This is a genomic window from Bradyrhizobium sp. 25ACV (assembly GCF_054863005.1).
The window spans coordinates 13911-33502 of record NZ_JAVAYO010000026.1 but is presented as its reverse complement, the minus strand read 5'-3'; the positions used below and the strand labels follow the sequence as shown (position 1 = coordinate 33502).

Sequence of the window (19592 nt, the reverse complement as noted above, 5' to 3'; positions counted from 1 at the left end):
TTATGTGACTTATGACACACTTCCCCGACGCGGTTTTACGCGATCCTGATCGTGATGGTTTCAAGCGATTTGCCAAGCGTCTGACAAGATGACTGACCAGGACTTCACAAGGACATTGAAATGAGCAAGCAGGCCGAATTTGCGGTCATTTTGAAGATGAACGCGATGTTCGCGGATCTCGGTGCAGACGAGCTCCAGCGGCTGTCCAATCTCTGTCACACCCAGCACCTGGGGAACGGCGAGGTGCTGTTCCAGAAGGGCGATGCCGGCAACGCGCTGTTCGGCGTGCGCCGCGGCCAGGTCCGCATCGAGACAGGTGCCTCCGACGGCAGCCGGCTGACGCTCAATTTCATGGGCCCGGGCGACCTGTTCGGCGAAGTCGCAGTGCTGGACGGCCAGAATCGGACCGCGGATGCGACCGCGGGCGAGGCCAGCGAATTGTTCGTGCTGCGGCGCGAAGATTTTCTCAGCTTCCTCGAGCGCGAGCCGAAGGTCGCGATCAAGATCATCGCACTGCTGTGCCAGCGCATCCGCTGGCAGAGCGAGCGCATGGAGGAATCCATGCTGCAGCCGCTTCCGGTGCGCCTCGCGCGGCGGCTCTGCGCGCTGGCCGCCGATTTCGGTTCCGAGGTGCACATCTCGCAGGAGCAGCTCGGCGTCTTCGTCGGCGCCGCCCGCGAGAGCGTCAACCGCCAGCTGCAGGCCTGGCGCAAGGAAGCGATCCTCGATCTCCAGCGCGGCCGCATCCTGCTCAGGAACATGACCAAGCTGACCGCGATCGCGCGGAACGAGTAGGGATCAGCCGCACAGCCCGCGATGCAGGGCTTGCCGGTGCAGACCGCAGGGCCGAGCGTGATTCGCGTGAAAGCTATTGGGGTAACATAGCGCCTTGAAGGCGCCCTGCGTTGACGCGCCCCTCCAGCTGCTCGCCTGGAATCTTACTCCGCAGCACGGTGGGCGACGTCTTTCGGTGCGGGTGCCGCGCCGTGATGACCGTCCGTCTCGGCGTCCTCGCTGTGCACGATCAGCCGCTTGGCGAAGCGCCAGATCAGGGCGCCGAGATCGTCCATCACCATGAACATCGCGGGCACGAACACCAGCGACAGGATGGTGGAGAAGATCAGGCCGCCGATCACCGCGAGCGCCATCGGCGAGCGGAATTCGCCGCCGGCGCCGACCGCGAGCGCGCTCGGCATCATGCCCGCGGCCATCGCGATCGTGGTCATCACGATTGGGCGGGCGCGCTTCATGCCGGCGTCGATCATGGCTTCCTCGCGCGGCTTGCCGTCGCGGATCGCCTCGATCGCGAACTCCACCAGCATGATCGCGTTCTTGGTGACGATGCCCATCAGCATCAGAATGCCGATCCACACCGGCGTGGTGAGCTGCTTGCCGGTGATGAGCAGGGCCGCGATGGCGCCGCCGATCGAGAGCGGCAGCGAGAACAGGATGGTGATCGGCTGCAGGAAGGTGCCGAACAGCAGCACCAGCACGGCGTAGACCATCATCAGGCCTGCCGTGATCGCGGTGGCGAAGCCGTCGGACAGCTCGTTGAGGCTTTCGGCGTCGCCGGAGGGAGAGACCTTCACGCCCTTCGGCCGGCTCTTCATCACCGGCAGGTCGTAGATCTTCTTGGTGGCGTCGCCGAGCGCGGCGGAGCCGACGAGGTCGGCGGCGACGGTCGCCTGCCGCTCGCGATCGTAGCGGTTGATGCTGGTCGGGCCCTGATCGAGCTTGACGTCGGCGATGACCGAGAGCGGCACGCCGCCCTTCTCGCCGTGCTCGCCGAGCGGCACGCGCAACTGCTCCAGCGTCTTCAGATTGCCGCGTGCGGCATCCTCGAGCTGCACACGGATCGGCACCAGACGGTCACCGACGTCGAACTTGGCCAGCGCGGGTCCGACATCGCCGATGGTGGCGACGCGGATGGTCTGCGACAGGCTTTCGGTCGAGACGCCGAGCCGCGCGGCAAGATCGGCGCGCGGCTCGACGCGCAGCTCGGGCCGCTCCAGCGTGGTTTCCGAGATCACGTTGGAGATGGTGGGAATCCGCTTCATCTGCGTCGCGAGCTCGCTCGCGAAATTGTTGACGATGTTGGCGTCGACACCGGTCACGACCAGGGAAATGGCGCGCAGGCCGTTCTCGTCGAGGAACCAGAAACGGATGTCCGGAATGTTCTCCAATTCCTGGCTGATCGAGAATTCGAGCTCGCGCTGGGTGATGTCGCGGGCATCCTTGGGCGTGTAGTTGATGATCAGTGCGGCGCGCCGGACTTCCTGGGTGCCCGGTGGAACGCGCCCGCCGTCGACGAAGATGCTCTTTACCTCGGGCCGCTTGCGCAGGCGCGCGACGATGTCCTCGGTGACCTTTTCGGTATAGGCAAGCTGGGTGCCCGGCGGAAGCTCGAGGGCCAGCAGTGAGCGCGAACTGTCCTGCGCCGGCAGAAAACCCTGCGGCAACAGCGTAATGCTCCAGATCGAGGCGGCGAAGACGCCGAAGCCGACCAGCACCGTGATGAAATAGTGTTTTACCGACCAGGCCACGATCCTGTGATAGGACCGCAGCACGCGGCCGGGCGGCGGCTCTTCGTGAGTGCCAGGCTTGAGGAAGTAGGCGGCGAGCACCGGCGTGACGAAGCGCGCCGCGAGCAGCGAGAAGAACACCTGCACCGAGACGGTGATGCCGAACTGCTTGAAGAACTGTCCGGCGATGCCCGACATGAAGCTCGCCGGTGCGAAGATCGCGATGATGGTGAGCGAGATCGCGATCACCGCGAGGCCGATCTCGTCGGCGGCTTCGAGGGCAGCACGATAGGGCGACTTGCCCATGTTCATGTGCCTCACGATGTTCTCGATCTCGACGATGGCGTCGTCGACCAGAATACCTGTCGATAGCGTGATGGCGAGGAAGCTGACGAGGTTCAGCGAGAAGCCGAGCAGGTCCATCGCCCAGAACGCCGGGAAGATCGACAATGGCAGCGAGATCGCGGCGATGATGGTGGCGCGCAGGTCGCGCAGGAACAAGAGCACGATGACGACGGCGAGGATGGCGCCTTCGAACAGGGTGGAGATCGCCGCGTGGTAATTGCCGTTGGTGTATTCGACCGAGGTGTCGATCACCTTCAGGTCGACGTCGGGATAGGCGGCCTTGAGTACGTCGATGCGCTTCTGCACGGCCTCGGCCACCTTGACGTCGCTGGCGCCCTTGGAGCGCTTGATGCCGAGCGCAACGATCGGCTCGCCGTTGAAGCGGGCGAAGGTGCGGCGGTCGGCGATGGTGTCAGTGACGGTACCGAGATCGTCGAGCCGGACCTCGCCGCCGCCGAACAGCGGGATCATGGTGCCGGCGAGATCGCTCAGCGTCTTGGCGCCGGCGAGCGTGCGGATCGCCTGGTCGTTCTTGCCGATCTCGGCGCGGCCGCCGGCGACGTCGACATTGGTGCCGCGCAGGCTCTGGCTGACGTTGACCGCGGTCAGGCCCATTGCCTGCAAACGGTCCGGGTCGAGCGAAACCAGGATCTCGCGCTCGACACCGCCGATGCGCTCGACCTGGGCGACGCCGCGGACACCTTGCAGCGCGCGCTTGACCACGTCGTCGACGAAGTAGGAGAGCTGCTCGGGCGTCTTGCCGGGGGAGATCGCGGCATAGGTGACGATCGGCAGGCCGATCACGTCGACGCGCTGGATCAGCGGCTCGGTGACGTTCTGCGGCAGGTTCGAGCGCACACGCGTCACCGCGTCCTTGACGTCGTTGAGCGCGCGGTCGGTATTGGTCTCCAGCGCGAACTGGATGGTGGTGACCGACACACCGTCGGTGATCTGTGAGGTAATGTGCCGCACGCCCTCGACGCCGGAGACGGCGTCTTCGACCGTCTTGGTCACCTGCGATTCGAGTTCGGCGGGCGCTGCGCCGAACTGCGAGACCACGACCGAGATCACGGGAATGTCGGCCGAAGGCAGCCGCGTCACCGCGAGCTTGGTGAAAGACACCCAGCCGAGAATCAAGAGGATGATCGAGAAGACGACCGACGGCAGCGGATTCCGGATCGACCAAGCCGAGATATTGAGAGCCATCAGCGTACCCGCGTGCGATCGAGTTCATCGGCGAACATGGTCTTGATCTGGTCGCCGTCATGGAGCGAAGAGCCGGCGTCGGCCACGACGATTTCGCCGACGTCGAGGCCTTCCAGGATTTCCGTCGCGTTGTCGGACGACAGCCCGACCCGCACCTTGCGCGTCTCGATCGTGTTGCCCTTGACGACCTGAATGGTGAGATGGTCGATCGCGGTCTTGGGGATCGAGACGCCGCAGCTTCGCTTGGCGTCGATCGAGGCACGGGCGAACACGCCGACCTTCAGCGACGGATTGTTGGTGACGCTGATGCGGACGCGGCCGAGCTGCGTGGCGCGGTCGATCTCGGGCGCAACCAGCCGGACCCGGCCGATCAAATCGGGCGCGTCGTCGCGGCTGATCCGCACGGTGGCGCCCGAACTGAGCTTGGGCATGTGCACCGCCGGGACCTGAGCATCGAGCTCGATCTCGTTGTTGACGGCGATGCGGAACATCGGGCCAGCCTGCGGGGAAGCGGGCGCGCCGACGATGGTGCGGACCTCGGTGATGAGGCCCGGCGCAGGTGCCTTCAGGGAGATCGGGCCTTGCGGACCGGGTCTCTGCGGCTGCCCCGGGATCTGCGGCGGCGCGGTCAGGCGCGCCAACTCCTGGTTGTCGGCAACGACGGTGCCTTCGGTGACGAAGAGATCGGTGACCTTGGATCCCTCCTGGTCGGCGATGACCACGGCCTCGCGGCGCGGCACGAAGAAGCCGGTCACCCGCACGAGGTCGGAGAAGCAGGCATTGGTCGACTTCGTCACGATGACGAGCGCCTCGCTCTGCGTCTCCTTCGGCTCGGCGCGCTTGCGATGCTCGAACAGGTAATAGCCGACGCCGAGCGCGACGACGAACACCACCGTTCCGGCAGGCTTGAGATATTCGGAGAGGTTCATCGCCGGATCATCCTGGCCTGGCTCACGGCCATCCGCGCGAGGCCCATCGAGAGCGTTTCCCTGAAACAAAGCGGCGTCCCGCAAGGCCGCGGGACGCGCTCTGGAAGCGAGACTTTACACCACATCACGACTTGTCACTTCAGAGGATTGCGTCGTGCTCACTTCGATGCGGTGGTCTTGTTTTCCATGTTGACGACCTGGACGCGGCGGTTGGCCTCCGCCATGGGCTGGCTCGGATTCTTCAGCTTGCTCTTGCCGTAGCCGACGGTGACGAGGTCGGTGGCGGAGATGCTGTACTTGTCGACGAGGTAGCGCTTGATCGCATCCGCGCGGCGTTCCGACAGGTCCTGATTGTAGGTTTCGCCGCCGGCGGCATCGGTGTGGCCGGCGACCACGAAGGTGGAGCCCTTCAGGTCGGGACTGGTCAGCGCGCGACCGAGCGCCTGCACGGATGGCATCGACTTGGCGCTGATATTGGCGGAGTTGTAGTCGAACGTGATTTCGAGATCGATGTTCGGCTTGTCCTTGGCGACCGATGCGATTTCCTCGCGCTCGGTCGAGGACAGCGAACGCGTCGAGCGGCCGCGCACCGACTGGATCAGCTTGGTCTCAGCGGCGTTCGGCGCGGGATCGGCCTGCGGGGCGATCGAGAGGCCGCGGGTCAGGGGCTTCTTGGCTGGCGGCGCCAGCGCGCGGACGATGTCGTCCTCGGTGACGTTCTTGCTGTTGCCGTCGTCGCCGGCGAAGGCAGGCGAGGCCGGCAGCGACAGCGCAGCGCCAAGAGCGATGATGGACAGGATCGCGGTAAGTCCCTTTGCAGCCGATTTCATAACCAGTCCCTCCTGCGCAGCCAGCTCGCGCGGTTCCAAAATTCCTGCCAAAATTCCTGCAATGAGCCCCCCGGGGAAGGCTGCTTGCGGCATCCGTTCGTTAGTCTTCCTTGGGCCACCAGGGGTTCGAGGCGCCGCCTGCCTCAATTCAAAAAAATACTAGCGCACTCCGTAGCTTGCGAACTCCTGAACGATGTTCGGATCCATCGCCTTGGCATTGGCGATATCAAGCGCGCCTTCCTGGGCGGAGCCATTGCGCTGCTTGGCGAGGCCGCGTCCGTAGAGCGAGGAAGTCAGGCGCGGGTTGATCCTCAGGGCCGCATCGAAATCGGCGATGGCATTCTTGACCGCGCCCGATTTGAGGTTGACGAGCCCGCGGCTGTCCAGCGCGTCGACGAAGTTGGGCCGCAGCCGCAACGCCTCGTTGCAATCCTTCAGCGCGCCCTGGAGGTCGCCGACCACGGTGCGGGTCCAGCAGCGGTTGTTCAGCGCCTCGACATCCTTGGTGTTGATCCGGAGCGTGTCGTCGAAATCCTTGATGGCAAGGTTGTAGGCGCCCTTGCTGGCATAGACCTGGCCACGCCGGTACAGCGCGTTCACGTCATCAGGATTGGCGGCGATCTTGGAGGTCAGGCTCTTGATCGTGGGATCGTCGGCCAGCGCGGCAGCGCTCGGCCCGCTGTCCATGCTCGGTGCCGGAGCGGGATCAATCGGTTTTACCGGCGGTGGCGGCGGGGGCAGCGCGGCCTCGACCTGCGGCTTCGGCGTGGGGGCCGGCGCGGGCGCAGGCGCAGGTGGAGAAGCCGGCGCGGGTGCCGCTGCAGTGTCGGCCGGCTTCGGCGGAGGAGGCGGCGTCGGCGGCGCAGGCGGTGCCGGCGGCGGGTTGTTGGCGACGACCGGCGGCGGCGCGGGAGGCGCGGGCGGCGCGCTAGGCGCCGGACGCGATCCGCCGGCTCCCGGGCTGAACGAGAAATCTTCGGCCAATGAAGAGGATATCCAAGGCACCTGCTCGCCGCGCGAAGCGCGGGTGACGCCCATCTTGGTCCGGTTCAGCGTCTCCTCGGCCATCAGGTCGGGGACCCGGATTTCCTTCAGGAGCTCCTGGACGAACAGGCTGTGCTCGCCGCCGGCGTCGGAGACCACCGAGGCCAGCGCCGCCGAATACATCACCAGCGTTCCGTTCGGCGCGATGACCGGGGTCAGGCCGGCCGAGAAGCTGCGGAACCGGCGCTCGAACGGATTGCGCCTGCTAGCGTCGACCAGCGCGATCTTGACGCCCGCGCCGCGGGTGTTGAGCTCGCCGAGGACGGTCTCGAGGCTGAAACCGTCGCGGCGCACGTCGGATTCGGTCCAGATCTGCGCATCGATCGGCAACATGTAGCTCTGGCGCGCCGACTGGATGCCGAAGCCGCTGAAGAATACCAGCGCCACCGATCCCGGCTTGATCTTGCCGTAGAGCTTGTCGAAGGCGCGGCGCATGCCGTCGCCGGTCAGATTCTCGCCGATCTCGACCGAAAAGCCGTCGCGCTTGAGCTCGTCGGCGACGTCACGGGCATCGTTGATCGGTTCCTTCAGCGGGGCATCCGCATCCGGATATTTGGCGTTGCCGATGACCAGCGCAAAGCGGTCACCGGCCGCGAGCGATGGGGCAGTCGGGACGAGCGAGACGAGCAAGGGCAGAAGGAAAAGGAAGCGAATTTTCATAATCAGCGCGGTCCAGCCAAAAAGGCGCCGTTACCAGCTTGCGCCGCGGCGACCTTAACTTACGCATCCTGCATTATCAAACCGGGGACGGGAGGCGTCAACCGCTTGGAGATTCGGCGTTATCGCGACGATTGACCGCAACGCCTGGGTGCGCCGCAGGGGGAATAAACAGGCTGTCATGTTTGTGCTCGACGTGATCCGGCTCGATCTTACCGGCGGCACGTTAGGGCCTCCATGGCGACGAAAATGTGATTGGTCTCACATTGAAAGCCTGCCGCCGTGATGCGGCGCGGCGTTTGACCTTTGCAGCGGAGAATGGCTTGGTGCGCAGGATCGTGCCGAAGATCCACTCAGAAAAGCAAAAACCATGGGAAACGCCTACGAGATCTACGCCCTGCGCTATGCGACGATGTCGCCGCGCACCCCCAGCATGAACTTCCTTCAGCCCGATCCGCATGACAGCGCGGCGCAGGACCTCGACTATTTCGTCTGGCTGATCCGCGGCGGCGGCCGCGACATCCTGGTCGACACCGGCTTCAATGCCGAGGAGGCAAGCGCACGGGCGCGCAAGCTGACGCTCAATCCGGTCGATGCGCTGGAGCGCTTTGGCGTCGCGGCGTCAAGCATTCGCGACGTCATCGTGACGCATCTGCATTACGACCACGCCGGCAATCTCGATCGCTTTGCGAAGGCGCGCTTCCACCTCCAGGAGCGCGAGATGGCCTACGCGACCGGGCGCTGCATGTGCAACGGACTGCTGCGACATCCGTTCTCGGTCGAGCACGTCACGCAGATGGTGCGCCACGTCTATGGCGAGCGCGTCACTTTCTATTCGGGTGACGGCGAGGTCGCGCCCGGCGTCACCGTGCATCGCGTCGGCGGCCATTCCGACGGCTTGCAGGTGGTCAAGGTCGAAACCGCGCGCGGGCCGGTGGTGCTGGCGTCCGATGCCGCGCATTATTATGCCAATCTGCAGCGCAAGAGCCCGTTCCCGATCGTCTACAATGTCGGCGACATGGCACAAGGTTGGGAGACGATCGAGCGTCTTGCCGGCCATCCTGATCGATTCATTCCGGGCCATGATCCGATCGTCACGGAAATCTATCCGCGCGCCAGCGACAAGGTCGACGCCTGGGCGCTGCATCTGCCGCCGTCGCGGTCGTTTGCGAAGTGAGGGCGAAGCCGTCATTCCGGGGCGCGCGAAGCGCGAACCCTCGGGCGGCAGATATGGCACTCAACGAGTGCCGGCAGGATCCACACAAGCAACGATATCGCGGGGAGATCTTCGAGCCTTTAGCTCCGGGGGAGAGAATACCGCCAGGTATCCTCCGTCCCCTGCGAGCTTATATGTGACGATCTCGCGATAGCCGACGGCAGTCAATTCGCAGCGCAAGAGCTCAATTGGCGTGCCGTGCTTCGACGTCGGAAGCTCAAGATCGACAATTCCGACCCGCGCGCCCTGCTTCAAGGCGGGCGCGAGATTGTAGAGGAAGGCATAGGGTTGGGCTATCTCGTGGTACATATGCACAAGGATTGCGGCATCCAGTGAAGAAGCGGGCAGACGCGCGTCGTGTGGTTCGCCGAGCGCGAATTGCACGTTCGTCAACTTCAGAAGTTTTGTTCGCCTGGCGAGTTCGACGAGGTAATCCCGCGTGACGTCCTGGGCAACGACAGAGCCGGCGGGTCCGACGAGGTGCGAGAGCCTGATCGTGTGGTAGCCACTGCCTGCTCCAATGTCACCGACTGTCATACCTGGTTTCAGGTCAAGAACGCGTGCGATTTGACCGGCCTCATCGAGGGCGTCGCGGCGCTCCTCGGCGGAGCGGCGCGGGCTGACGATTCGTGCGACAGGGCGCTGCGGTGAGGGAAACTCGTTTGCAGCCACTCCGGGGGGTGCCAGATAACCCATGTCAACGGCGTATGCGCGAGTTGCAGCAAAGGCCACAAGTAGCATCGCTATATACGCCACTGCCGTCACGGGCCTACCAAGCTTTCTCAACCGGACTCCCAAAAGCCGACGTCTGCGCCTCTATGAGTGCGCGTCCTAATACGCCTCTTTCGCGTCGGCCTCTTTGCTGGTCTGGATCAGATCGAGACTCTCCTCGATCTTGCCGAGCAGCGTCGAGAGACGCTTGCGCTCCTGTGCGGTTAGGCAGGCGAGGATTTCGTCTTCCCGCCGCAGCAGCTGCGGGAACAGCTCTTCGTAGAGCGCGCGGCCCTTCTTCGTCAGTTGCAGGCGGAATTCGCGGCGGTCGGCTTCGTTCTCCACCCGCTCGATCAGATCCTCGTTGAGCAGCGCAGTCACCGCGCGGCTGATGGTGGATTTGTGCGTGCGGGTGCATTGGGCGATGTACTGCGCGCTACAGGCATCGTTGCGGAACCCGAGCGTGGCGATCACGCGCCAGGCCGGAATGTCGAGACCATGCCGTTCCTGATATTCGACCGAGAGTGCGGAACTGACTTCCGCTGCGAGCCGGTTGAGACGAAACGGCACGAACTTGAACAGGTCGAGCCGTGCCTTTGGCCGCACGGAGGCCTCTTCGGCTTCGCGTGCCTTCTCTGCGATGTCGCTGGATGTCCTCGCCAAGGAGCGCGCTCCGAATTCCAGTTGACGGCCGGCCGGCTCCGGTCCAAAATAGTTGCACGTGAGACTATCTAGCAGATTAGTCCTCTCCTGACCAGAGCCGAGGTTCGAGTATGGCGCAGGCCAAGACTCTTCAGGTCAAGACGCATCAGGCCAAAGCCCAGTTCGGCTATCGCCGCCATGCCGATCAAGACCGCGCCGGCCAAAGCCCGGCCGAGCATCCCGTCGTGGTTGTCGGCGCCGGCCCGGTCGGGCTGTCGCTCGCGATCGACCTCGCCCAGCGCGGCCAGCGCGTCGTCCTTCTGGATGATGCCGATCGCATCGGCGAGGGCTCGCGCGCGATCTGCTTCTCGAAGCGGTCGCTGGAATATTGGGACCGGCTCGGCGTCGGCGATCGCATGGTCGCCAAGGGCGTGGTGTGGAGCGTCGGCCGGATCTTCCACGGGGAGTCCCTGCTCTACCAGTTCAACCTCCTGCCCGAGGACGGCCATAAGCGGCCCGCCTTCATCAATCTCCAGCAATACTACGCCGAAGCCTATCTGGTCGATCGCATCCAGGATCTGCCCGAGATCGACCTGCGCTGGCGCAATAAGGTGACGGCGCTGGAGCAGCGCAACGATTCCGTAGCGCTGACGATCGAAACGCCGGAGGGCGCCTATCGCCTGCACGCGCAATATGTGATCGCCTGCGATGGCGCGCGCTCCTCGCTGCGGCAGATGGTCGGGGCCGAGTTCGCGGGACAGGTGTTCGAGGACCAGTTCCTGATCGCCGACGTCAAGATGACGGCGGAATTCCCGACCGAACGCTGGTTCTGGTTCGATCCGCCGTTCCATGCCGGCCGCTCGGCGCTGCTGCACCGCCAGCCCGACGACGTCTGGCGCATCGACCTCCAGCTCAATCGCTACGCCGATCCCGTCGTCGAGAAGAAGCCGGAGAACGTGCGGCCGCGGATCGCGCGCATGCTCGGCCACGACAAGTTCGAGTTCGAGTGGATCTCGCTCTACAAATTCCAGTGCCGGCGGATGGATCGTTTCATCCATGGCCGCGTGATTTTTGCCGGTGATTCCGCGCATCAGGTTTCGCCGTTCGGTGCCCGCGGCGCCAATTCCGGACTCGAGGACGCCGAAAACCTGTCCTGGAAGCTCGACCGCGTGCTGCGGGGCACCTCGCCCGCAAGCCTGCTCGAAAGCTATCACGCCGAGCGCAGCATGGCGGCCGACGAGAACATCCGCGAATCCACCCGCTCGACCGATTTCATGGCGCCGAACTCGCATCAGGAAGCGCGGCTGCGCAAGGCGGTGCTGTCGCTGGCCAAGGAGACCGAGTTCGGCAAACGCATGGTCAATGGCGGGCGCCTGTCGGTGCCGTGCAGCTACGCCTCGCCGCTGTCGTCGCCGGATGCAGATGTGTGGGGCGGCGGACCGTCTCCCGGCTGCTCCATGCTCGATGCGCCAATTGCCGAGCAGGCCTATCTGACGGACGCCTTCCGCAAGGGTGGAACGGACTTCACCCTGCTCTCGTTCAACAATGGCGCGGCGATTGATGTGCCCAACGGGGTCAAGGATGTTCGCATCGGTGGCGAGGGCGGACTTGCCGATCCCACGGGCCTTGTCGCAAAGCGCTACGGCGCCGCGCCGGGCGCTGCCTATCTGCTCAGGCCCGATGGCTATGTCGCCGCGCGCTTCCGCCATCCAACGCGCGCCGCGATCGCGGCGGCGTTGTCGCAGGCTCAAGGGTTGAATTGAGGTTTCGCATGCCGTTGTCTACCAGCTCCAACTTTGCGCGGCCGGACGATGCCTTTCGCGCCATCGTCGAGGTGCACCGCGGGCTCACCGAGGAGCAGAGTGCCGATTTCGATGCGGCGCTGGTGCTGATCCTCGCCAACCATATCGGCGACATCGATGTGCTGCGTGAGGCGATCGAGCTTGCCAAGCGCCGCATGATCGACGGTCAGCAGCAACAACAGCAGCAACAACAATAACCCAAAAGACTCAAAGGACGAATTGATGGCGAAGAACTTCGCATCCACCGGCGATCTCTCCGAGAAGAAAATCACCTTCTCCGAGATCGGCACCGATCTCTACGCCTTCACCGCCGAGGGCGATCCGAACACTGCCGTGATCGTCGGCGACGACGGTTGCCTGGTGTTCGACGCGCAGGCGACGCCGGCGATGGCGAACAAGGTGATCGAGCGCGTCCGCACTGTGACTGACAAACCGATCAAATATGTGGTGCTGTCGCACTATCATGCCGTGCGCGTGCTAGGGGCCTCCGCCTACAAGGCGCAAGGCATCGTCGCCTCGCAGGAGACCTATCGGCTGATCGAGGAGCGCGGCAAGCAGGATTGGGATTCCGAGTACGGCCGCTTCCCGCGGCTGTTCCAGGACGCGCAGAGCATCCCCGGTCTGACCTGGCCGACGCTGACCTTCGAAGGCGAGATGTCGATCTATCTCGGCAAGCGCGAAGTGCGGCTGATGCAGCTCGGGGCCGGCCACACCTCCGGTGACATCGTCGCCTGGGTGCCTGATGCCGAAGTGATGTTCTCCGGCGACCTCATCGAATATCACTCGGCCTGCTATTGCGGCGACGCGCATTTGCGCGAATGGCCGCTGACGCTGAACGAGATCCGCAACTTCAATCCCAAGGCGATCGCGCCGGGCCGCGGCGACGCGCTCAACGGCACGGCCACGGTGCGCGAAGCCATCGCGATGACGCGCGATTTCGTCACCTCGCTCTATGGCGCGGCCGAAATCTCGGTGGCCAAGGGGCGCACGCTGAAGGAATCGATGGCGGCGACCCGCGAGGTGATGGATCCGAAATTCCACAGCTTCGCCATCTACGAGCACTGCCTGCCGTTCAACGTGTCGCGCGCCTATGATGAGGCATCCGGGATCGACGACCCCGTGATCTGGACCGACAAGCGCGACCAGGACATGTGGGCAGCCCTGCAAGGAGGAGGATAGTGATGAACATCAACACCTCGCCCGATCAGATCATCCGCAGCTCGGCGCAGGTGACGCCGGGCTACATGTCCGGCTTCGGCAACAGCTTTGAGACCGAAGCGCTGCCGGGCGCGCTGCCGATCGGGCGCAACTCGCCGCAGCGCTGCGCCTACGGGCTCTACGCCGAGCAATTGTCCGGCTCGCCCTTCACCGCGCCGCGCGGCACCAATGAGCGCTCCTGGCTCTATCGCATCCGCCCCTCGGTGAAGCATTCCGGCCGCTTCGAGAAAGTCGAGGCCGGCCTGTGGCGTTCGGCGCCATGCCACGAATACGATCTGCCGATCGCGCAGATGCGCTGGGACCCGACGCCGCTTCCGAAGGACGATGTGACCTTCGTTCAGGGCGTGCAGACCATGACGACGGCGGGCGATGTGAATACACAGGCCGGCATGGCCGCGCACGTCTACCTCATCACCAAATCGATGGTGGACCAGCATTTCTACAATGCCGACGGCGAGCTGATGTTCGTGCTCCAGCAGGGCAATTTGCGCCTCGTCACCGAGTTTGGCCGCATCGATGCCGAGCCCGGCGAGATCGTGGTTATCCCGCGCGGCGTCAAGTTCCGCGTCGAGATTCCGAACGGGCCGGCGCGCGGCTATCTCTGCGAGAACTATGGCGGCGCGTTCACGCTGCCGGAGCGCGGGCCGATCGGCGCCAACTGCCTCGCCAACGCCCGCGACTTCCTGACGCCGGTTGCGCATTACGAGGACAAGGACACGCCGACCGAGCTCTACGTGAAATGGGGCGGCTCGTTGTTCAAGACGACCTTGCCGCATTCGCCGATCGACGTCGTCGCCTGGCACGGCAATTACGCGCCCTACAAATACGATCTGCGCACCTTCTCGCCGGTCGGTGCGATCGGCTTCGATCATCCCGATCCCTCGATCTTCACGGTTCTCACCTCACCGTCGGAGACGGCGGGCACCGCGAATATCGACTTCGTGATCTTCCCCGAGCGCTGGATGGTCGCCGACAACACCTTCCGGCCGCCCTGGTATCACATGAACATCATGAGCGAGTTCATGGGCCTGATCTACGGCGTCTACGATGCCAAGCCGCAAGGCTTCGTCCCCGGCGGCATCTCCTTGCACAATTGCATGCTGCCGCACGGCCCGGACCGCGACGCTTTCGAGCATGCCAGCAATGGTGAATTGAAGCCGGTGAAGCTGACGGGGACCATGGCCTTCATGTTCGAGACCCGCTACCCGCAGCGCGTCACCGCGCATGCCGCGAATGCCTCGACGCTGCAGGACGATTACGCGGATTGCTGGAAGGGACTCGAGAAGCGGTTCGACCCGAACAAGCCGTAGTCTCTCTTGCCCTCCCCTGGAGGGGGAGGGTCGTTACGCATGCAGCGAAGCGGAATGCGTAACGGGGTGGGGTGACGGTCTCTCTGCGAGGAGCGCTGCCCGTGTTGAGAGATCACCCCACCCCGTCTGATATTTCGCTGCGCTCAATATGAGCCGACCCTCTCCCTCCAGGGGAGGGTGACACCGTCACCGCTGCGCAACGGGAAACCCATGCCTCACCCCAACGACCCCAACCTCCGCTCCTTCATCGACGTCGATCCTTCTTCCGACTTCCCGATCCAGAACCTGCCCTATGGCGTGTTCTCGACCGCGGCCAATCCGACGCCGCGGGTTGGTGTCGCCATCGGCAATTACGTGCTCGATCTCTGGGAGCTCGAGCAGGATTCCCGGCTCGATGTCGGCCCGCTCGGCGTGTTCTCCGGGCCTTCGCTCAATCCCTTCATGGCGCTCGGGCCAAAAGTCTGGACCAAGACGCGGGCGCGGATCAGCGAGCTGCTGCGGGCCGATCATCCGGAGCTGCGCGACAATGAGGAGCTGCGCAGCCGCGCGCTCGTGCCGATGCGCGATGCAAGACTGCATCTGCCGTTCGCGGTCTCCGGCTATACCGATTTCTATTCCTCGAAAGAGCACGCCACCAATGTCGGCGTGATGTTCCGTGGCAAGGACAATGCGCTGCAGCCGAACTGGCTGCATATGCCAATCGCCTATAACGGTCGCGCCTCGACCGTCGTCGTGTCAGGCACCAAGGTGAAGCGCCCGCGCGGGCAGCTGAAGCCGCCGAATGTGGACGTGCCGAGCTTCGGCCCGTGCAAACGGCTCGATTTCGAACTGGAGATGGGCGTCGTGGTCGGCCAACCCTCGCCGATGGGCGGCATGCTGAGCGAGCAACAGGCCGAAGAGATGATCTTCGGCTTCGTGCTGCTCAACGACTGGAGCGCGCGCGACATCCAGCAATGGGAATATGTGCCGCTCGGCCCGTTTCTCGCAAAAGCCTTCGCGACCTCGATCAGCCCGTGGGTGGTGACGCGCGAGGCGCTGGAGCAGTTCCGCCTGAAGGGGCCGGAGCAGGAGCCGGTGCCGCTCGACTATCTCAGGCAGGGCAAGCCGCAGAATTACGATGTCGAGCTCGACGTCTCATTGCGCGCCGCCGGTGCCAACGCGCCCGCCGGCATCAGCCGCACCAATTTCAAATACATGTATTGGTCCTCGGTGCAGCAGTTGATGCACCACGCCTCCTCCGGCTGCGCCATGAATGTCGGCGACCTCCTGGGTAGCGGTACGATTTCCGGTCCCGAGAAGAACCAGCGCGGCAGCTTGCTCGAGATCAGCTGGAACGGCACCGAGCCGGTCGAGATCCCCGGCGGCGCCAAGCGCTCGTTCCTCGAGGATGGCGACAGCCTCGTGATGCGCGGCTGGTGCCAGGGCAACGGCTATCGCGTCGGCTTCGGGGAGGTCGAGGGGACGATCTTGGCGGCGGAGTGAAGTTGCCATCATTCCGGGGCGATGCGGAGCATCGAACTATGGTGCGCACTTACGCACCTGAGAATCTCGAGGTTCCGAGTTCGCGCTTTGCGCGCCCCGGAACGACGGCCCCTAAATTATCGCTTCTCCGGCGGCACGTCCCTGATCCGCGCGCAATGCGCCGCGACGTCCTCGACGCTGTATTTCAAATGCACCCGCTTGTCCGACGGCGCCTGCTTTGTGGTGCAGACGCCCGGCCGCCATTCCTGCGTCGGCCTGATCGGGCGCGGCGCGAAACCGCCGCCGCAGTTCGGGCAGACGTTGGACAGCTTGGTCTCGACGCAATCCGCGCAGAACGTGCATTCGTAGGAGCAGATCCGCGCATCAGTTGCATCGGGCGGCAGGTCGCGGTCGCAATATTCGCAGTTCGGTCGAAGCTGGAGGGCCATGGCTGAATCTCCGGATTGGCTGGGATCATCGCAGATCGCGCGGGAAGCGCGAATGACGTAGTTCCCTCGATTTCAGCCGGCCCTGATCTCCCTCAGCGGCAATCGCGAGCTCTCCTTCAGCCTGTCGAGCACGATCGAGGAGCGCACATGCGCCACGCTCTGGTGCGGCATCAAGACGTCGTTGACGAGGTTGGAGAGACCCTTGAGATCGCGCAGCACCGCCTTCAGCACGTAGTCGGCGTCACCGGTGAGCGAATAGGCCTCCTGGATCTCGTCGATACGGCCAACCAATGCGCGAAACCGCTTCGAATTATCCGGCGAGTGAGTCGCAAGCGTCACCTGGATGAAGGCGATCACGCCGAAGCCGAGCGCCTCGCTGGAGAGATCGGCGTGATAGCCTGCGATCACCTTCTCCTCCTCCAGCCGCATCCGCCGGCGCGAGCATTGCGAGGCCGAAAGTCCCGCGAGGTCGGCGAGCTCCTGATTGGTGAGGCGGCCGTCGTCCTGGAGCGCGCCCAGGATCTTGAGGTCGAAGGCGTCAACCGAAATCATGCGTCATTTGTCCATTTCATGCACAGATCGTGCATATGATAGCCAAAGACCGTCCCGTTTGCACGCTCATTGCGGGCCCCATGAAGGATAGTTCCTCGCAGCAGCAATTTGGGAGAGCCGCCTATGGGACCGTTTCCGCACGATGCACCGCCGGCCACTATCAGTGCCGACAATCCGATGGGCACCGACGGGTTCGAGTTCGTCGAATATGCGCATCCCAATCCGCAAGAGCTGCATTCGCTGTTCAAGCTGATGGGCTATGCGCCCGTCGCGCGCCACAAGACCAAGAAGATCACGGTCTATCGCCAGGGCGACATCAACTACCTCGTCAACGAGGAGCCCGGTAGCCACGGTTACGAGTTCGTTGCCACGCACGGGCCCTGCGCCCCCTCGATGGCGTTCCGCGTCGTCGATGCGAAGGCGGCCTATGACCGCGCCATTTCGCTCGGTGCGGAGCCTGCCGATGTGTCGTCGGCGCAGAAGACGCTCGACGTGCCCGCGATCAAGGGCATCGGCGGCAGCCTGCTCTATCTGGTCGATCGCTACGGTGCCAAGGGCTCGGCCTATGACGCCGAGTTCGAATGGCTCGGCGCGCGCGATCCGCGGCCTGCCGGCGCCGGCCTGTTCTATCTCGACCATCTCACCCACAACGTCCATCGCGGCCGCATGGATGTCTGGGCCGGCTTCTACGAGAAGCTGTTCAACTTCCGCCAGATCCGCTTCTTCGACATCGAGGGCCGCGCCTCCGGCCTGTTCTCGCGGGCGTTGACCAGCCCGGACGGCAAGATCCGGATTCCGATCAACGAGGACGCCGGCGATTCCGGCCAGATCGAGGAATATCTGAAGACCTATCGCGGCGAGGGCATCCAGCACATCGCCTGCGGCTGCCGCGACATCTACCGCACCATCGAAGACCTGCGCGACGCCGGCCTGCCCTTCATGCCGTCGCCGCCCGAGACCTATTTCGAGCGGATCGACGCGCGCCTGCCTGAGCATGGCGAGGACCTCGCGCGTCTCCGGAAGAACGGCATCCTGATCGACGGCGAAGGCGTGGTGGAGGGCGGCCAGACCAAGGTGCTGCTCCAGATCTTCTCGGCCAACGCAATCGGCCCGATCTTCTTCGAGTTCATCCAGCGCAAGGGCGACGACGGATTCGGCGAGGGCAACTTCAAGGCCCTGTTCGAATCGATCGAGGAGGACCAGATCCGGCGCGGGGTGTTGAAGGTGGATGCGGCGTAAGCACCTGCGTTAGACGCGGGTTGCACCCACAATGTCGGTGTCGTCCCCGCGAAGGCGGGGACCCATAACCACAGGGAGTAGTTGCGACGCGAGCAGATAACTCCGAGTCTTCGCCAAACATCTCCCTGTGGCTATGGGTCCCGGATCAGCGCTCGCTACGCTCGCTTGCCCGGGACGACGGGGGAATTTGAGGCAGCGGAGAGTCTATCTCTTCCACGCCTGCATCACCGCGCCGATCTCCGCCGCCTCCGGCTCACGCACCGCCGACGGTGTCCGCGAGAACCGCGGCGCCGGCGCGGGCTGCTTCACGCCGTGGCGCTCGACGAACACGTTGCGGGCCACCATGTGCGGATGCTGGGTTGCTTCCGACATGGTCAGCACCGGCGCGAAGCAGATGTCGGTGCCTTCCATGATCTCGCACCAGTCCTCGCGCGTCTTGCTCTTGAATACGGCCTTCAGCTTCTCCTTCAGCGCCGGCCAGGCCTTGGGGTTCATCTGCGCGTCGAAGTCGGCATCGGTGAGGCCCGCATGCTCGCGCAGCAGCGCGTAGAACTGCGGCTCGATCGAGCCGATCGAGACAAAGTGCCCGCAGGCGCATTCATAGACGCCATAGAAATGCGCGCCGCCGTCGAGGAAGTTCTGGTTGCGCCCTTCGGTCCAGCGTCCCAGCGTCGTCATGTCGAAGAAGAACGACATCAGCGAGGCCGCCCCGTCGCACATCGCGGCATCGACGACCTGGCCCTTGCCGGATCGCTGCGCTTCCAGCAGGGCTGCAAGCACGCCGACGACGAGATAGAGCGCGCCGCCGCCGAAATCGCCGACCAGATTGAGCGGCGGCACCGGCGCTTCCTTCGTGCCGATGGCGGCAAGCGCACCGGTGATGGAGATGTAATTGATGTCGTGGCCGGCGGCATTCGCGAGCGGGCCTTCCTGGCCCCAGCCGGTCATGCGGCCATAGACCAGTTTGGGATTGCGTGCGAGGACGACGTCCGGCCCGAGCCCGAGCCGCTCCATCACGCCGGGACGAAAGCCCTCGACCAGCGCATCGGCGCTGGCAAGCAGGTCGAGCACCTCTGCGATCGCCGCCTTGTCCTTCAGGTCGAGCTCGATCACCTTGCGGCCGCGCCCCGCCACCGACTTCATGCTCTTCTTCGCGCCCACCCGGTCGAGCGTGACGACGTCGGCGCCCATGTCCGCCAGCATCATGCAGGCGAACGGGCCGGGGCCGATGCCGGCGAATTCGACGATGCGGAAGCCCGAGAGCGGGCCGGAGGCGCGGACGGTCGAGGTGGGCGCTGATTTATCGAGCACGTTGTTGTTTCCTCGGGTCGCGGGCGGATGCCGATGGTTCGGCCATTGCCGCTGACATTCTTCTTGGAGCGAGTTAATCGGCTGATTAACTTTTCTCGCCTTCATGCCAGCGAGGCAAGCGCTTTTGATGCCGCACCGCCAAAATAAA

The 19592-nt window shown here is 64.4% G+C and carries 17 protein-coding genes; 8 read left to right on the top strand and 9 right to left on the bottom strand.

Annotated features, from left to right (window positions below; genetic code table 11):
• Nucleotides 1–120: 120 nt before the first annotated feature.
• Nucleotides 121–795, top strand: coding sequence for a Crp/Fnr family transcriptional regulator (locus RAD04_RS36950; RefSeq protein ID WP_028143892.1), 675 nt, complete (start codon nucleotides 121–123; stop codon nucleotides 793–795).
• Nucleotides 796–938: 143 nt separating this feature from the next.
• On the opposite strand, the gene RAD04_RS36945 is transcribed toward RAD04_RS36950, so the two are convergent.
• The 4 genes from RAD04_RS36945 to RAD04_RS36930 all read right to left on the bottom strand — a co-directional run bounded on the left by RAD04_RS36945 (nucleotide 939) and on the right by RAD04_RS36930 (nucleotide 7536).
• On the bottom strand, nucleotides 939–4073 hold the full coding sequence (locus RAD04_RS36945) for an efflux RND transporter permease subunit (RefSeq protein ID WP_461627715.1): 3135 nt from the start codon (nucleotides 4071–4073) through the stop codon (nucleotides 939–941).
• Complete coding sequence (locus RAD04_RS36940; RefSeq protein WP_028143894.1) at nucleotides 4073–5002, bottom strand: efflux RND transporter periplasmic adaptor subunit; 930 nt, start codon at nucleotides 5000–5002, stop codon at nucleotides 4073–4075. The genes RAD04_RS36945 and RAD04_RS36940 overlap by 1 nt, the downstream gene beginning before the upstream one ends.
• A 158-nt stretch (nucleotides 5003–5160) precedes the next feature.
• Nucleotides 5161–5832 (bottom strand): OmpA family protein, encoded by a 672-nt coding sequence (locus RAD04_RS36935; protein ID WP_461627714.1) that lies wholly within the window; start codon nucleotides 5830–5832, stop codon nucleotides 5161–5163.
• Between the two features lie 159 nt (nucleotides 5833–5991).
• Nucleotides 5992–7536 (bottom strand): caspase family protein, encoded by a 1545-nt coding sequence (locus RAD04_RS36930; protein WP_461627713.1) that lies wholly within the window; start codon nucleotides 7534–7536, stop codon nucleotides 5992–5994.
• A gap of 367 nt (nucleotides 7537–7903) precedes the next feature.
• On the opposite strand from RAD04_RS36930, the gene RAD04_RS36925 reads away from it, so the two are divergent.
• A complete protein-coding gene (locus RAD04_RS36925; RefSeq protein ID WP_461627712.1) occupies nucleotides 7904–8710 on the top strand; it encodes an N-acyl homoserine lactonase family protein in 807 nt (268 codons plus the stop codon).
• Between the two features lie 60 nt (nucleotides 8711–8770).
• Here RAD04_RS36925 and RAD04_RS36920 read toward each other — a convergent pair whose 3' ends face one another.
• Nucleotides 8771–9490, bottom strand: coding sequence for a methyltransferase domain-containing protein (locus tag RAD04_RS36920; protein WP_461627711.1), 720 nt, complete (start codon nucleotides 9488–9490; stop codon nucleotides 8771–8773).
• Between the two features lie 90 nt (nucleotides 9491–9580).
• A complete protein-coding gene (locus tag RAD04_RS36915) occupies nucleotides 9581–10123 on the bottom strand; it encodes a MarR family winged helix-turn-helix transcriptional regulator (protein ID WP_461627710.1) in 543 nt (180 codons plus the stop codon).
• Nucleotides 10124–10233: 110 nt separating this feature from the next.
• On the opposite strand from RAD04_RS36915, the gene RAD04_RS36910 reads away from it, so the two are divergent.
• The 5 genes from RAD04_RS36910 to fahA all read left to right on the top strand — a co-directional run bounded on the left by RAD04_RS36910 (nucleotide 10234) and on the right by fahA (nucleotide 15914).
• Entirely contained in the window at nucleotides 10234–11865 is a 1632-nt protein-coding gene (locus RAD04_RS36910) for an FAD-dependent oxidoreductase (protein ID WP_461627709.1), read from the top strand.
• Between the two features lie 8 nt (nucleotides 11866–11873).
• Complete coding sequence (locus tag RAD04_RS36905) at nucleotides 11874–12101, top strand: DUF2783 domain-containing protein (protein WP_461627708.1); 228 nt, start codon at nucleotides 11874–11876, stop codon at nucleotides 12099–12101.
• Nucleotides 12102–12126: 25 nt separating this feature from the next.
• The gene (locus RAD04_RS36900) at nucleotides 12127–13083 is read left to right on the top strand and encodes an MBL fold metallo-hydrolase (RefSeq protein ID WP_092261373.1); all 957 of its coding nucleotides are present in this window, start codon (nucleotides 12127–12129) and stop codon (nucleotides 13081–13083) included.
• 2 nt (nucleotides 13084–13085) lie between these two features.
• Entirely contained in the window at nucleotides 13086–14432 is a 1347-nt protein-coding gene (gene hmgA / locus RAD04_RS36895; RefSeq protein ID WP_461627707.1) for a homogentisate 1,2-dioxygenase, read from the top strand.
• A 210-nt stretch (nucleotides 14433–14642) separates the two neighbouring features.
• Entirely contained in the window at nucleotides 14643–15914 is a 1272-nt protein-coding gene (fahA, locus tag RAD04_RS36890; protein WP_461627706.1) for a fumarylacetoacetase, read from the top strand.
• 116 nt (nucleotides 15915–16030) lie between these two features.
• Here fahA and RAD04_RS36885 read toward each other — a convergent pair whose 3' ends face one another.
• Together RAD04_RS36885 and RAD04_RS36880 are read right to left on the bottom strand one after the other, a co-directional pair.
• Complete coding sequence (locus RAD04_RS36885; RefSeq protein ID WP_461627705.1) at nucleotides 16031–16342, bottom strand: DUF1272 domain-containing protein; 312 nt, start codon at nucleotides 16340–16342, stop codon at nucleotides 16031–16033.
• Between the two features lie 72 nt (nucleotides 16343–16414).
• Nucleotides 16415–16894: an Lrp/AsnC family transcriptional regulator gene (locus RAD04_RS36880; protein ID WP_461627704.1), complete on the bottom strand. Its 480-nt coding sequence runs from the start codon at nucleotides 16892–16894 to the stop codon at nucleotides 16415–16417.
• A gap of 123 nt (nucleotides 16895–17017) precedes the next feature.
• Here RAD04_RS36880 and hppD point away from each other — a divergent pair, with 123 nt between their 5' ends.
• On the top strand, nucleotides 17018–18133 hold the full coding sequence (hppD, locus tag RAD04_RS36875; RefSeq protein WP_461627703.1) for a 4-hydroxyphenylpyruvate dioxygenase: 1116 nt from the start codon (nucleotides 17018–17020) through the stop codon (nucleotides 18131–18133).
• A 204-nt stretch (nucleotides 18134–18337) separates the two neighbouring features.
• Here hppD and RAD04_RS36870 read toward each other — a convergent pair whose 3' ends face one another.
• Complete coding sequence (locus RAD04_RS36870; RefSeq protein ID WP_461627702.1) at nucleotides 18338–19444, bottom strand: CaiB/BaiF CoA transferase family protein; 1107 nt, start codon at nucleotides 19442–19444, stop codon at nucleotides 18338–18340.
• Nucleotides 19445–19592: the final 148 nt, after the last annotated feature.